We start from the raw sequence: 15,778 nt of genomic DNA, 5'->3' as shown, positions 1-15,778 counted from the left end.
GGGTAATTTAAAAAAATCAATTCAATGTTGTATTATGCAGCAAATCATTGTTCGTCAACCATTTTTGCAGATCGCCACTAACGTATCAAATAGCTCGTAGAATTTATCTCTAAATATCCCTATAAATAAAACTTTTGTAAGCACATGCATATTACAAAGAAAGACCGCCTAAATAGGCGGTCTCACTGATACTACTGATGGAGGCGAACCGTGGCTAATCAAAACCACAATTCGCCGACAGTTAATGTTTAGATAACTCGAGGAGGTAGAGTGCAACCTCCTCCTTCAAAAGAAACTCCCTTCGTCTTTGAACCGAACGTAGCAACATCCTAAATATAGTGATATTTTGCAGATCAACATACGAATGCGATTGATTTACGACCGCAATATAGCTTTTCCAAAGAGGGTATCTTAAGAGTTTCCGATATGAGTAGTAACCCCTCAAGATATATCTGTAAAAAAAACATAAGTGTTTATAAAAGTTAAATACTAGAATTAAATAAATTATTTTCCGTAAGTCAATAATTGCATTATATCTTATTTGAGAAAACCGTAAAAGTAACTCTTTTATTTTTTTCCACCTAGTTAAGTGTCCTTAAATGGATGATTTCATCAACCGTTTACTTCCATATAAACTTCATTCATCATATCTTCCATAATCACAGTTTTGAATTCATTATTTTCCAATATCTTCATAAAAAACTCTTGATTACTGCTCATACGGTCAATAACAAAATTCATAAAGGATTTTTCAAAGGCAAATTTAAAATTTTCTTTTGTATTGTTTTTTGCTCTTCGGCGAAGGTCCTCATCATTTAAGATGTCTTCTTTTACTTGCTCGCGAGAAAGGAAATCCGTTTCTGTGAATTGTGTACCGAAGCGCTCATTTAACTTATCTAACACGCTCGATAAACGAACTATTTCATCCTCAGCTGCACCACTAGAACCATGTTTCTGAGGATCTAGGTCGTAGCCACCTATTTTCTCAAGCACAATGCTACCTTCAAACATTTTCTGATTACGATAATATTCAAGTGCTACATCATCAGCCAAATAAACGTCTTTGTCTCCTTGACCACGTGGTAATTTACGTAAAAAGTACGTTAAATAAATATATTCCTTGTGCAAACCTAGATCGATAAATGTTACAACTTGCAATATAAAGCCATACGTACGTGTAAATTTCGTAGCCGCTTGTTTAAATGTAAATTGTTCTTCTACCGAAAGCTTTTTAAAACGCTCTACACCTTTATCGAGGACCGCATTCAACTCGGCTTGAGCCTTAGAAGACTTCTTCGCACCGCCTATTACCTCAAGCTCATTCACCCTTTGCACTTCTTCTTCCGTAAACACTTGATATAGCTCTAGCTCGGCCTGCATATCATAAAGGATATTTGGATCAGTAATTTCTGATAGACTTGTCGATTCATAATAAGGCTGGAAAGATGCCTTCATTTCTTCTGGATCATTTACAAAATCCAATACGAATGTATCGTCTTTACCAGGGCATGTACGATTTAAACGAGATAGTGTTTGCACCGCCTTAATACCGCTTAATGGCTTGTCTACATACATTGTGTGCAACAGTGGTTCATCAAATCCAGTTTGATATTTTTCCGCAACAAGTAGCACTTTGTATTCGTCAGAGTTGAATTTTTCAGGTAACTCTTTTTCAGAGAACTGATTCATTTCTGGCTCGGTATAATTAATCTCGCTATCTTTCACCGTACCTGAGAAAGCGACTACTGTTTTTAAATCATTGTAGTTCATTTCATTAATGTACTTATCGAAAGCCAATTTGTAACGTACTGCATGTAAACGGCTAGCTGTTACAACCATTGCCTTTGCACGACCGCCAATTTTGCGCTGTACAAAATTACGATAATGCTCGATAATAATTTCTGTTTTTTGTGCGATGCTATGCGGATGTAGTGATACGTATTGCGCTAACTTTTTCGTTGCTTGTTTTTGTGATACCTCTGGGTCATCGTCTACTGTTTTTGCAATTTTCCAGAATGTTTTATAGGTCGTATAGTTTTCAAGCACATCTAAAATAAAACCTTCTTCAATTGCTTGTCGCATTGTGTACTCATGGAATGCTACTGGCTTACCATCTACACCAACTGTACCAAATTTCTCTAATGTCTTCGGCTTTGGTGTCGCCGTAAATGCAAAGAAAGATACGTTATCTTGCTTACCACTTTTCATGATTGCTTCAACGATTTTCTCGTCCACGTCATCTAAGTTCTCTTCCGCAATACGGTCTTCCTCATAAGCTGCTTCTAACGTTTTATCCGATAACACATTCGTTAACGCAGTTGAAGCTTTACCGCCTTGGGATGAGTGTGCCTCATCAATAATGACCGCATACTTTTTACGCTCTAAGCCCGCTACTTTTTCTAAAATAAACGGGAACTTTTGAAGCGTCGTTATAATAATACGAGTCTCATTATTAATAGCACGTACTAATTGTTCTGAATCTTTATCAATCGGCTCTACCATCCCTGCTTTATGTTCCAACTGATACACCGCATCTTGCAATTGCTTATCGAGCACTCGGCGATCGGTAATAACGATTACACTACTAAAAATTGATTCATTGTCCTCGTTATGTAGCTTCGCTAAACGGTGTGCAAGCCACGAAATTGAGTTCGTCTTGCCCGATCCCGCAGAGTGCTGAATTAAATAATTATGACCGACAAGCTTTTGTTCAACATCTGCTTCTAACTCACGTACAACATCTAGTTGATGGAAACGAGGAAAAATGAGCATTTGACGCTCACCAATCGTTTCACCGTTTGAATCTTTAATGTCGTCCTTCTTAATAAAGATGAAGCGATATAATATGTCGAGTAAGCTATTCGGGGTTAAAATTTCTTCCCATAAATAATGTGTACGATAATTGTCACCGTAACTTAACGGATTACCCTTCCCACCGTTATTGCCTTTGTTAAATGGTAAGAAGTATGTTTTGTCTTTATCAAGCTTTGTCGTCATAAATACTTCATCTGGGTCAACAGCAAAATAAACGGCAACACGCTCATTAAACTTAAACAGTTGCTCACGTGGATCACGGTCAGTCTTCAACTGTTTCATCGCATGTTCAACTGTTTGATTTGTTAATGGATTTTTTAGCTCCATTACAACAAGGGGCAAACCGTTTAAAAATAGCACCATATCTAAGCTATTGCTATGCTTATCACTGTAATACACTTGGCGAGCAACGTTAAAGCGGTTTTTCCCATACTGCTCATTTAATGTTTTATTCATAGCCGTAGGTGGCTTATTATACGCAAGCTGTAATGTCACACCACGGTCTTTAATCCCTTTACGTAGGCATTCGACCAAACCTTGACGATGTAGCTGGTCTTTAATACGTTTTAAAACTTCTTCTTTATAAGAAGGACCATACGATTTCTCTAGCGTACGCATACGTTTTTCCTGCGTATCCTCCAAAAAAGCAAATAGCTCTTCTACGTCGATAGCATGCTGCTTAAAAGCAGCACTCCCTTCTCCTTCTAACACACGCTTTTTATAGCCATTCGCAATTAATGCTATTTCAATATTCGTTTCAAAACCTTTTTCTGAAGTATCCACAGCCATCAAAACTCACCTCACTTCATGGAGTTCCATTTCACTTACATCGATTTTGCCGGTTACTGCTTCGTAGATAAGGGACTGGCGGTATTCTTTTAATTTTTCGATTTGGATCTTTACTTTTTCGAGCAAGGAATCATTTTCCTTTAGTTTATCTACAAGATATTTAGCAATCTGTTGTTGCTCAATAATAGGCACAATTAAAATAGGAGTATTTCTCAAAGTCTCTAAGGATAGATTTTTAATCGTAGTGCCAGCAAAAGATTTAGTAAAATAATTTTCTACATGTATACTTTTCAACCAATAGTAAACATATAAAGTTTCAATATTATTTTTCAAATTAATAAATCCCGCACTCTTACTTAACATGATTTTTTCATTATTATAAATAGATACGTTGCCTATGGTACCATTCAAGGAAACCAAAATTGTATTTCCACCTATTTTCTGACCATGTGATATAAATTCAGCCTTATTAATTTTATTGGTTTTTTCATTAAATCGAATAGATATATCACCAAGATTATTCCCATTAATAAAATGGTACTCGCCTTGATCATCATATACAGGTGTTCCGTGTAAACCGTCTCCAATTCTTACAGCATGATATTTTAACTTACTTATCTCCCAATGCTCAGGAATCTCACCAATCCACTCAATACCTGAATCTTTCATTTTCACATTCGGATTTAAACCTTTTGTAACAGCTTCTGTGATGATTGATTGGCGTTGTTTTTCCAAAAGTGTCATCATGTTTTCCTTATTTTTAATAACTTCATCTACTAGTTTAATTTTACGATTTAAAAACAAACTTATTTTTTTTTGCTCTAATCGTGTAGGTAAAGGATAAGAAAAATTTTCAAATGTTTCTTGATATAAATGTTTAATTGTTGAACCTGTTTCAAAGAATTTAATATATTTATCGAAGACTTGAGAATTAAGCATCCAGTACATAAAATCAACTTCATATTTAGCTGATCTCGTTACAAAAATGCCACTATTTAAAATAGCTTTATCTGGCATATCTCTAACAATAGCTATTTTACCAATGGTTCCATCTTTAGTAATTAATAAATCATCTTCTTTAAGTTGAATAGGTGGGGCTTCATGATATCTCTCCTTTGAAATATGATGACAACTCCCCCAATCAATTCCTTTTCCAATAAAATTCGTTCCTGTAACTAAATAAGGTCCTTCATCGGTAAATTCATCAGATTTTAAACCTTGCCAACCAATTCTACCTTTAACATACGTTGTATACTTGATTTTTTCTACAGACCAGTTTGCTGGTACTATTCCTATCCATTCTACTCCTGAATCATTTAACTCTCTGCTCATCCCATCACCTTCTTCAACTGCTCAGCAAGCTCCGCTTCTAACGCACGAATCTCGTCCATAATTTCAGCTGAGCTGCGTAGTGCTGTGTATTTATAGAACTGGCGAGTGAATGGAATTTCGTAGCCAATTTTTGTTTTTGTCTCGTCAATCCATGCATCATGTACGTGAGATAATACTTCACGAGCAAAGTAGTCATAAATATTTTCTTTCAATGGCACGTTTTCAGTATCACGTAAATCCGTATCTGGCTCGATGTCTGTTTTATTTTTCATACATACATCTGCTGTTTCATCCTTTTCAGAGAGCCCTGCTAAAATTGCTTTTAACAATGGAGATCCGATAGTAATACCAGCTTGCTTCAATGCATCTTTTACTACTTTCGTGAACTCGTCACGATTTTTATATACTTTGTCATTTTCTAACGTGCGTAAAACATATAATATTTGCGTTTGCAGCTTTTTGCCTTCTTCAATTTCAAAGTGACCTGCGTCGCCTTTTTTCTTCGATGTTGCTAAGTTCGCAAAGACTTTTTCCTCTACTACATGTGCAAGACGCTCTTCATTTACTTGGAAGTTTAAACGTAATGGACGTTCTACTGTAATTTTTGCGTAGCCGAAGTCTTCATTATCAAAGATCTTCACGTACTCGTTTGGCTGTGCATCACCGTATAAACAAACAATCTCGCTTATTTGCTCTTCTGTAATTTCGTTACGCTTACTCCCCATCGACTTTTTCATTTTTTTCGAGAAGTCTACGGCATTGACTAAACGTACTTTACCTTTATGAAGAGGTGCTTTATTGTTCGTTAAAATCCAAATGTACGTTGCAATACCTGTGTTGTAGAACAAATCGTTCGGTAGCGCCACAATACCTTCTACTAAATCATTCTCAAGAACATATTTACGAATTTCGCTTTCGCCAGATCCCGCATCACCTGTAAATAATGGTGAACCGTTCATAATAATCGCTAAACGAGAGCCTTGTGGGTTTTCCGCTGTGACTGGCTTCATTTTTGATAATAAGTGCATTAGAAATAATAGTTGCCCGTCACTTGTACGAGGCGTACCAGGACCGAAGCGACCGTCGAAACCTTGTTTCTCATGTTCTTCTTTAATTGACTTCTCATATGATTTCCAGTCCACTCCATAAGGGGGATTTGAAATTAAGTAATCGAATTTATCACGTGGAAATTGATCGTTTGACAACGTATTTCCTAAACGGATATTGCGTGCGTCTTCTCCCTTTATAAGCAAATCTGCTTTACAAATTGCATATGATTCAGGATTGATTTCCTGACCAAAGAACTCCAAGTGTGCTGTTGGATTTTGACTCAGTAAATACTCTTGTGCCACAGAACCCATGCCACCTGTACCAGCTGCACAGTCATATAACGTTTGTGTTAAGCCTGGCTTCGTTAAAACACTCGCGTCATCATGTAAGAACAATAAATGCGTCATCAAACGAATTACTTCACGTGGTGTGTAGTGATCCCCTGCTTCTGCATTCTCGTTGAAACGACGAATTAGTTCCTCAAATACATAACCCATCTCAATGTTTGAAACTGTTTCTGGATGTAAGTCAATTTCACTAAAGCGTTTAATCGTTAAGTATAATAAGTTGTTTTGATCAAGTTTATCGATTTGGCGATCAAAGTCAAAGTGATCCATAATATCACGAGCCACTTTTGAGAAACCATTTATATAGTCACGTAAGTTATCAGCAATGTTATCAGAATCTGTTAATAACTTGTTAAAATCATACTCACTTGTGTTGTGGAAGTTTTGCTTTGAAACACGATTTAAAATCGGCTCACGAGCATCTTCATTCATTCCAGTAAACTGCTCTGCCTTTGCTAATACTTCCCCTTTGGTGCTCTCTAATACGCAGTCAAATCGACGTAATACTGCTAATGGTAAGACTATTTTACCATAGTCCTCTGGTTTATACGGTCCACGCAAGATCTCTGCGATCGACCAAATGAAACTTACTTTATCCTGGAAGTTGATCATAAGTAATCTCCTTAATTGGTAAAAAAGTTTTCGATATTTAGAATAAGAATTTAAAATTGAAATACACTGAGAAATTTATATGTAAAGAAAACTCAATAAAAACCAACTGCTTTGATAGATCTTTACACTTCGCTACTAAATACAATTATAACTGCTTTAGCAACCATAATTAAGATAATCCAAGACACCTACGTGCAGGAAGTAAAAAACATGACGTAAGTGCATATTAAAAATCCACACCTGTTTTCAGGTGTGGATCTTTAGAATGGAGGCGAGGGGAGTCGAACCCCTGTCCGAAGATAACGACACATAAGCTTCTACGGGTGTAGTCACAGTTTTGATGTCACCCGAGTATCGCCCCGTAACCGGCTATACGTTGGGTCAGCCTGATTGTCTTCTTCAGCACACCCCAGGCGGAGATGTGACAGCGTATCCCACTACTTGTTAGCCCCTAATCCTGTCACATGGGCGATGCAGGTTAGAAGCACGCACACAGTTTCTTAGGCTGCGAAAGCGTAGTTTGTTTGTTGTTTGCCGTTTAATAGGCTTTAGCGTTGATGAAGCGGACGCGTCCCCACTACCCGCTACCCATGCTCGAACTATCCCCGTCGAATCCATAAACGCCCCCTCAATGAAGAAGGGCTCCAGGATTAATCCGTGAATACGGAGCAAAGGTGCTGCACATCTTTTTCCTCCAAGGTAAAAAGATGCTTCTTTCAAACTCGGCATTCCTGTCTGCTACATGAGTAATCATAACATAGGACACATCACCGATATAGTACAGATTGCTGGAAGACATTCCAGCAGGCTGAGCACGTGTGCAAGGTTATCCAATACAACATGCTCAATCGTCTACATATTATACCGCGTCACCAATCGGAAGTAAAGTTTACCCAGATTGGATCACGAACAACTGTACCTAAGTATCTTACCCACTACCCTGACAAACTACGCAACAGCTGAAAAATTAGATTTTTCACCGCACTTAGCTTCATGCTCCTAGCAATTTACTTAATCACACACAACAAAAATCAGCCAACTGCATACTACAGCTATTCACATCAAATTACCTTCCCCAAATACAAATAAAAAAAGCCTCAGGCTTGCCCGTTGCAGGACAAACCTTGAGACTCCTTAACTCGTTCAACACTCTTCCTAGCTCCATCACGAGAACTAACTTACACCTAAGATGCAGCTTTCCACGCCCAACGCTTCACTTAACGCGCAACCTTCTGCTTCTCGCGCATTGCCCGTTGAATATCACGTTGTGCATCCCGCTTGGCTGCAGTCTCGCGTTTGTCGAACTGTTTCTTACCTTTACCCAGTCCGAGCAAAAGCTTCGCATAACCGTTGCGGATATAGATCTTCAAAGGCACAATGCTGTATCCGTCCTGTTTCGACAGCCCGAGCAGCTTGTGAATTTGCACTTTATGCATCAGCAACTTGCGTGTACGTGTTGGATCAAGTGGATTATTTCGGTTTCCTTGTTCAAAAGGACTAATATGCATATTGTGAATATGAATCTCACCGTTCCGAATCGTGGCAAATGCATCACCAATATTCGCACGGCCGTTGCGAAGAGATTTGATCTCCGTTCCGGTAAGCACCATGCCCGCTTCATACGTATCTTCAATGAAGTAGTCATGGGAAGCCTTTTTATTCTGTGCGAGCACTTTACTCTGTCCATCATTCTTGCCCATGTCCTCACTCCTTCTCCGTAAAATAAGCCGGTACCATGCTCTATTGCAGCGCACCCAATGTTGCACATAGGTACCACGTGCCAGACCTTAATTGTAGCAAGTACGGCTGTTAAAATCAAGAAAGAGGCGACCTCTGCCGCCCCTTCTCATTACACCACTTTCAGACTGTGCGAAACAACACACAACCGAAGTGACTATCTCACTAAAGCTTAACTTGGAGGAACTAATTGCAATCCAGTTCTCCAAGTGACTGAAGCATTATTATTTTTTCTTTTTACGAACAAAAGCCGCTGTGCCGTTGCCAGAAGAATCTTTGTTCTTCTTCCGCTTACGACGTGGTGCTCCGCCTTCCTGAGCGCCACCAGGTGTTGCTGCTTCTCCGATAAATACGCCGCTCGGTGAAGTGTTCTTGCGTCCACTTCCGCCTTTGCCACCTTTACCGCCGCCCTTGCCGGACTTGAAGCTTCCCTCACCGCGACTACCGCTGTTCAGGCCACTTCCTTGTCCACTCGTTGAACCACTATCCGGTCCACCCGATGTAGAGCTATAACCGCCTTTACCTGAGCCAAAACCAAAGCTTACCGCGCCTTTGCCACGGCCAGTCGATCCGCTAGCTTCACCAGCACGACGCTCGCCTTTTGGTTTGCCGCCACCTTTACCTGCATAGCCACCGGATGAGCCTGCGCCCGCACCTGCACTCGCAGCTCCACTACGACCGCCACGGCTACCTTTGCTGCTCTCTTCCGGTGATCTGCCACCACGGTTGGCTCCAGCGCCAGCTGAGCCGCCTTTGCCGCCACGCGAACCACTGAATCCACCTGGTCCACCCTTGGCACCACCGCGTCCGCCCCCGCTTGCTGGGCGTCCACCTTTACCGCCACTTCCGCCACCGAAGCCGCCGCCAGGACGTTCACCGCGAGGTTTCATATCCACCATTTCAAAATCAATCGTATACTCTTCCATGCTTACACGTGCCACACGGATCTTCACTTCATCACCGATGCGAAAGACTTTTGAGGTACGTTCACCAATCAGAGCCATATGCTGATCGTCAAAATGGTAATAGTCGTCCGTGAGCGCGCTCAAGCGAATCAGACCTTCAACCGTGTTTTCCAGTTCAATGAACATACCGAAACTGGTCACACTGCTGATCATGCCTTCGAACTCTTCGCCTACTTTATCGAGCATGTACTCGGCTTTCTTCATCTTCTCTGTATCCCGCTCAGCTTCTACCGCCACACGTTCACGTTCCGAAGATTGCTGCGCAATATCGGCCATGCGTCCAGCCAGGTACTCCTGACGGTTCTCCAGCAAAGCGCCTTTGTTCTCGATCACTTCGCGAATCACCCGGTGAATGACGAGATCGGGATAACGACGAATTGGAGACGTAAAGTGACTATAGAATTCTGCCGCCAGGCCAAAGTGACCTGACATTTCGGAATCATACTTCGCCTGTTTCATGGAACGCAGCATCATCGTACTGATCACGGTCTGTTCCTTCGTACCGCTAATATCCTCAAGCAACGATTGCAGTGCACGTGGATGAATTGCGTTGCCACGTCCTTTGACTTGGTGTCCAAAATTCGCCGCAAAGGCGAGAAAATTTTGCAGTTTTTCCTGATCCGGGTCTTCATGCACACGATAAATGAACGGAACCTTCAACCAGTGGAAATGCTCTGCCACTGTTTCGTTGGCCACAAGCATGAACTCTTCAATGATTTGCTCCGCAATCGAACGCTCCCGTTTCACGATATCCACCGGTTTGCATTCTGCATCCACAATGATTTTGGATTCTTCAAAGTCAAAGTCAACCGCACCACGGCGCATACGCATGGCACGCAGCTTCAAGGCGATCTCTTTCATCAGATGGAAATCATCCACCAGATCCTTATATCGCTCGAGCAATTCCGGCTCTTCACCTTCAAGGATTTTGCGAACGTTGGAATACGTCATCCGCTCTTTGGTTTTGATCACACTCGTGAAAATGTCATGTTTCACAACCTTCATCTGGTCGTTAAACTCCATCTCACAAGACAGGGTCAAGCGGTCTACCTGTGGATTCAAACTACAGATCCCGTTGGACAGACGCTGTGGCAACATCGGAATAACCCGGTCCACCAGATACACACTGCATCCACGGTTGTAGGCTTCCTGATCCAGCTTGGAATTTTCCTGCACATAATAGCCAACGTCGGCAATATGAACACCCAGACGATAGTTACCGTTAGGCAGCTTCTCTACATTTACAGCATCATCCAGATCCTTGGCATCTTCGCCATCAATCGTAACAATGTTAAGTCCGCGCAGATCACGGCGACCCTGTTGTACAATCTCTTCATCGGTGATGGAGTCTGGTGCTTTCTCAGCCTCTTCTACCACTTCATCCGGGAAAGCTTCAGGCAGCTGATGCTTGCGAATAACGGACAAAATATCAATACCCGGCTCATCCTTATGACCGAGAATCTCGATCACTTCACCTTCAGCTGCAGCACGACCCTCTGGGTAGCTGACGATCTTTGCTACGACCTTCTGTCCATCAACAGCCCCTGCAAAGTTGGTACGTGGGATGAAAATATCGCGATTAATCCGTTTATCATCCGGAATGACGAAGCCGTACACCTCATGGCTTTGGAACACACCAACAACCTGTGTTACAGCACGAGTAACAATACGAACGATCTCACCCTCCAGGCGACCGCCAGAAGGTCCTTGCGATGTTACTTTAACGAATACCGTGTCACCATTCATCGCACTCTTCATATCATTGGCATGAATGTACACATCCGGGTGCTCCCGATCCTCAGGAATGAGGAAAGCAAACCCTTTGGCGTGAGCTTGTAAACGTCCGCGTACCAAATCCATGCGCTCTGGCATGCCATAGCGATTGTTACGGGTCAACAAAACTTTGCCGGATTCCTCCAGCGTATTAAGCATAATCAAAAAGGCTTTGAAATCAGCTGCATCTTCGATCGCGAAGTGCTGTTCCAACTCCTGATAAGTCATCGGTTTATAAGCGGTTTCCCGCATGAAGTCGAGCAATTGTTGTTCTGTTATCATTAATATATTCACCTCGGGAAACATAAAAGTGTAATCAAGTCTCATCTCTTTATGTATCGGAATACTTACCATTTTCATGCAATACCATGTCACTGTCGTGAAGAGTGTAGTAGTGCATCCCTACTATCTCATACCCTAGTATACACGAATTCAATCCGGCCCATCCGTACCTCGCAAAAAAACCACAGTTGCCGGGCGCTCCTCTATAATCACGCTTTCACGTATCTCTACAGACATTTTATGCGATACAAGTGCTGTACGCATCTGGAAAAAGACTATATCCGAAAATTTTCTGTACACATGACATTCATTATAAGGAGTAAGTTCGCGTAACGAATAAGCGAGGGACATACCATACATGATAGGGGTGTGTTGCACACTAAGGAAGGAAAACCGAACAGAAGTGAGAAGAAGACCGAAATCATGGAGTCTATATATCGTTGGAAAACTTTGGACGCGTAAGAATTTATTAAAAAACCCCCGTTTCTCCACGAAACGAAGGTTCATCAATTAAGCCATTAGCTTAAGCTATTCATTGCTCAGCAGATCCAAGTCTTACTTGGAAACAACCGTAACAACAATAGACAAAATCATAAATCCTGCACCCAGTACCACCGTTGCACGTTGCAGGAAGAGATCCAATCCGCGCGCTTTCGTTTTACCGAAAAGATGTTCCGCACCACCGGAGATGGCACCCGCCAAACCAGCGCTTTTCCCGTGCTGCAGCAATACTACAGTGATTAGACCGATCGAGAAGACAACGAGCAGCAATTTCAAAGCAATATCCATTCTTTCCACCTCCTACCCATGTGGGCATAACATCTCACCATAAAAACAGTTACTTTAATTGTAACATAGCTATTGTTGTACTACAAGTAGTACAGTTCATAGAATGCCCTAAATTTCACCATCTACTTAATCCGTAAGGCATACCATTATTACGTTTCAATAAAAAAAGACAAGCCGGTTACCCGGCTTGCCCGTAAAAGCTGGATATCCAGCTTATTTTTTAAGGTTGTAGAATCCTTTAAGACCATTGTATTGAGCCAATTCACCCAGTTGATCTTCAATGCGAAGCAATTGGTTGTATTTCGCAATACGGTCTGTACGGGAAGGAGCACCCGTTTTGATTTGACCAGCGTTAGTTGCAACAGCGATGTCAGCGATTGTGCTGTCTTCGGACTCACCGGAACGGTGGGAGATTACAGCTGTATATCCTGCACGTTTAGCCATTTCGATTGCATCGAATGTTTCAGTCAATGTACCGATTTGGTTAACTTTGATCAGGATGGAGTTACCGATACCTTGGTCGATACCTTTACCCAGACGCTCAGTGTTCGTTACGAACAAGTCGTCACCAACGAGTTGTACTTTGTCTCCCAGTTTTTCTGTGAGCAATTTCCAACCATCCCAGTCATCTTCGGACATACCGTCTTCGATTGTGATGATTGGGTATTTCTCAACCCATGAAGCCAGAAGGTCAACATACTCAGCGGAAGTGTAAGATTTACCTTCGCCAGCAAGTGTGTACTTACCATCTTTGTAGAACTCAGTGGAAGCAACGTCCATACCCAGGAATACGTCAACGCCTGGTTTGTAACCTGCTTTTTCAATAGCTTCGATGATTGTAGTGATTGCTTCTTCGTTCGAACCAAGGTTCGGTGCAAAACCACCTTCGTCACCTACAGCTGTGTTCAAGCCTTTGGAGCTCAATACGGATTTCAGGTTGTGGAAGATTTCCGCACCTACACGAAGAGCTTCTTTGAAGCTTGGTGCTCCAACTGGAAGAACCATGAACTCTTGAACGTCGATGTTGTTGTCAGCATGCTCACCACCGTTGATGATGTTCATCATTGGTACTGGCAGTGCTTTAGCGTTGAATCCGCCCAGGTAAACGTACAATGGCAGGTCCAGAGCATCAGCAGCTGCGCGAGCTACTGCCATGGATACAGCCAAGATTGCGTTAGCACCCAATTTAGCTTTGTTTGGCGTACCATCCAAAGCGATCATCAATTTGTCGATACCCAGTTGATCCAATGCGTCCATACCGATAACTTCTGGAGCGATTGTTTCGTTTACGTTTTTAACAGCTTGCAGAACGCCTTTACCGAGGTAACGGGATTTGTCGCCATCGCGAAGCTCAACTGCTTCGTGGGCACCAGTGGATGCACCGGATGGAACGATTGCGCGTCCGATTGCGCCGGACTCCAGGTATACTTCAACTTCTACTGTAGGGTTACCGCGGGAGTCGAGGACTTCGCGAGCGTACACGTCAGAAATAATAGTCATTTGTGATAATCTCCTTTAAATTTGAATTTATTATAAATTAGGACCACTTGTGTTTTCCCTTTTCCACTACGTTAGCAGAATTGTCCTCTGATCGCTGTTATCCCCTGATTCCTTTGAACTTATTTTCATAAGTTGGAATCATGTGATAAAGGCGAACGCTAACGCTTCTTCAGACAATTTCTGCTTCCTTCGTTCAGGGGTAAACTCCAAACTTCCCAATTTCATATATGTTGTTACGTAACTTATTTACGGGTAGCGATGACGGATGTACCTGTCATCTCAGCCGGTTTAGGCAATTGCATCAGGTCAAGGATCGTTGGCGCGATATCCGCCAAGATTGCACCTTCACGCAGGGTTACATTTGCATCGGTAACGATAAATGGAACTGGGTTCGTAGTATGAGCTGTGAACGGACGTCCTCGCTCATCGAACACCATATCCGCGTTACCATGATCCGCAGTGATCAGTACAACGCCGCCTTTGGCAAGTACTGCATCCACAACACGGCCCATGCACTCATCTGTTACTTCAACCGCTTTAATGGTAGGTTCCAGCATGCCGGAGTGTCCAACCATATCAGGGTTAGCAAAGTTCAGAATGATGGCGTCATGTTTGTCTGCTTCGATCTCGCGAACACATGCGTCAGCCACTTCATACGCGCTCATCTCCGGTTGCAGGTCATACGTTGCAACTTTTGGTGAGTTGATCAGTACGCGAGTTTCGCCCGGAAGCTCCACATCACGACCGCCGCTGAAGAAGAAGGTAACGTGCGGGTATTTCTCCGTTTCTGCAATACGCAGTTGTTTTTTATTGTTCTGCACCAAAACTTCACCCAGCGTGTTGTCGAGGTTCTTCGGCGAATAAGCCACATAACCTTCAACCGTCTCACTGAACAAAGTCAAGCATACAAAGTGCAAGCCCACTGGGAACTTCGGTCCACGATCGAAACCGCGGAAATCCTGGTTCGTGAATACTTGCGACAACTGGATCGCACGGTCAGGACGGAAGTTGAGGAAGATAACGGAATCGCCGCTCTCTACCAAACCTACCGGCTCACCATCCGCTTTGACAATAACCGTTGGTTCAACGAATTCATCAAATACGGATTTCTCATACGATTCTTCAACCGCTTTGAGTGGGTCAGTGTATTTCGGTCCATCTCCATAAACGATGGCGCGGTATGATTTCTCAACCCGTTCCCAACGTTTGTCACGGTCCATCGCGTAATAGCGACCTTGAACCGTTGCGATTTTACCTACACCGACTTCTTCAATCTTAGCGATCAGTTTCTGCATGAAGTCTTTACCACTGTCTGGCATAACATCACGGCCATCCATGAAAGCATGAATATATACATCATTCATTCCTTCTTTTTTGGCGAGATCCAGCATAGCAAACAGGTGGTCGATGTGACTATGTACGCCGCCATCGGACAACAAGCCGTAGAGATGAAGCTTTTTACCGCTTTGTTTCGCTTCGCGAACAGCTTTGACAAGTGTTTCATTGTCGTAGAACTCGCCGTCACGAATGGATTTGGAGATACGGGTCAAATCCTGGTATACGATCCGGCCGGCACCAATGTTCAGGTGACCTACCTCGGAATTTCCCATTTGCCCTTCTGGCAAACCTACAGCTTCACCGCAAGCAGTGAGTGTTGTATGTGGGAATTGGCTCATGAAACGGTCGTAGTTCGGTTTCTTGGCTTGCGCTACCGCATTACCTTCCACCGTGTTACGCAGACCAAAGCCATCCATGATGATCAGTGCTACAGGTTTTGGAGCTGTCATC

The 15,778-nt window shown here is 42.5% G+C and carries 8 protein-coding genes and 1 other RNA gene; all 9 read right to left on the bottom strand.

Features of this window, described 5'->3' with window-relative positions:
- Positions 1-612: 612 nt before the first annotated feature.
- The gene (locus tag HF638_RS22345) at positions 613-3,603 is read right to left on the bottom strand and encodes a type I restriction endonuclease subunit R (protein WP_169482120.1); all 2,991 of its coding nucleotides are present in this window, start codon (positions 3,601-3,603) and stop codon (positions 613-615) included.
- A gap of 6 nt (positions 3,604-3,609) precedes the next feature.
- Positions 3,610-4,935 carry a restriction endonuclease subunit S gene (locus HF638_RS22340; protein WP_169482119.1) on the bottom strand — a complete coding sequence of 442 codons (1,326 nt, stop codon included), beginning with the start codon at positions 4,933-4,935 and terminating at the stop codon, positions 3,610-3,612.
- Positions 4,932-6,944: a type I restriction-modification system subunit M gene (locus HF638_RS22335; RefSeq protein ID WP_169482118.1), complete on the bottom strand. Its 2,013-nt coding sequence runs from the start codon at positions 6,942-6,944 to the stop codon at positions 4,932-4,934. Before HF638_RS22335 ends, HF638_RS22340 begins: the two co-directional genes overlap by 4 nt.
- Positions 6,945-7,207: 263 nt before the next feature.
- Positions 7,208-7,572: a transfer-messenger RNA gene (gene ssrA, locus HF638_RS22330) on the bottom strand.
- 589 nt (positions 7,573-8,161) lie between these two features.
- On the bottom strand, positions 8,162-8,644 hold the full coding sequence (gene smpB / locus HF638_RS22325) for an SsrA-binding protein SmpB (protein WP_062837738.1): 483 nt from the start codon (positions 8,642-8,644) through the stop codon (positions 8,162-8,164).
- Positions 8,645-8,905: 261 nt separating this feature from the next.
- Positions 8,906-11,701 (bottom strand): ribonuclease R, encoded by a 2,796-nt coding sequence (rnr, locus tag HF638_RS22320; RefSeq protein ID WP_169482117.1) that lies wholly within the window; start codon positions 11,699-11,701, stop codon positions 8,906-8,908.
- Between the two features lie 555 nt (positions 11,702-12,256).
- Entirely contained in the window at positions 12,257-12,490 is a 234-nt protein-coding gene (gene secG, locus HF638_RS22315; protein WP_036616231.1) for a preprotein translocase subunit SecG, read from the bottom strand.
- A 213-nt stretch (positions 12,491-12,703) separates the two neighbouring features.
- Positions 12,704-13,990: a phosphopyruvate hydratase gene (eno, locus tag HF638_RS22310; protein WP_169482116.1), complete on the bottom strand. Its 1,287-nt coding sequence runs from the start codon at positions 13,988-13,990 to the stop codon at positions 12,704-12,706.
- 242 nt (positions 13,991-14,232) lie between these two features.
- The gene (gene gpmI, locus HF638_RS22305; RefSeq protein WP_169482115.1) at positions 14,233-15,777 is read right to left on the bottom strand and encodes a 2,3-bisphosphoglycerate-independent phosphoglycerate mutase; all 1,545 of its coding nucleotides are present in this window, start codon (positions 15,775-15,777) and stop codon (positions 14,233-14,235) included.
- Between the last annotated feature and the right edge of the window lies 1 nt (position 15,778).

This window comes from Paenibacillus sp. SZ31, from assembly GCF_012912005.1.
Classification (GTDB): domain Bacteria; phylum Bacillota; class Bacilli; order Paenibacillales; family Paenibacillaceae; genus Paenibacillus.
Note: the sequence above shows the minus strand (reverse complement) of the source record. Positions and strands in the feature narration are given on the sequence as shown.

What these genes read in the sequence shown, in the direction of transcription:
- gpmI (WP_169482115.1), bottom strand. Translation starts at nt 15,777, where the DNA reads ATGACAGCTCCAAAACCTGTAGCACTGATCATCATGGATGGCTTTGGT.
- rnr (WP_169482117.1), bottom strand. Translation starts at nt 11,701, where the DNA reads ATGATAACAGAACAACAATTGCTCGACTTCATGCGGGAAACCGCTTAT.
- HF638_RS22345 (WP_169482120.1), bottom strand. Translation starts at nt 3,603, where the DNA reads ATGGCTGTGGATACTTCAGAAAAAGGTTTTGAAACGAATATTGAAATA.
- smpB (WP_062837738.1), bottom strand. Translation starts at nt 8,644, where the DNA reads ATGGGCAAGAATGATGGACAGAGTAAAGTGCTCGCACAGAATAAAAAG.
- secG (WP_036616231.1), bottom strand. Translation starts at nt 12,490, where the DNA reads ATGGATATTGCTTTGAAATTGCTGCTCGTTGTCTTCTCGATCGGTCTA.
- eno (WP_169482116.1), bottom strand. Translation starts at nt 13,990, where the DNA reads ATGACTATTATTTCTGACGTGTACGCTCGCGAAGTCCTCGACTCCCGC.
- HF638_RS22335 (WP_169482118.1), bottom strand. Translation starts at nt 6,944, where the DNA reads ATGATCAACTTCCAGGATAAAGTAAGTTTCATTTGGTCGATCGCAGAG.
- HF638_RS22340 (WP_169482119.1), bottom strand. Translation starts at nt 4,935, where the DNA reads ATGAGCAGAGAGTTAAATGATTCAGGAGTAGAATGGATAGGAATAGTA.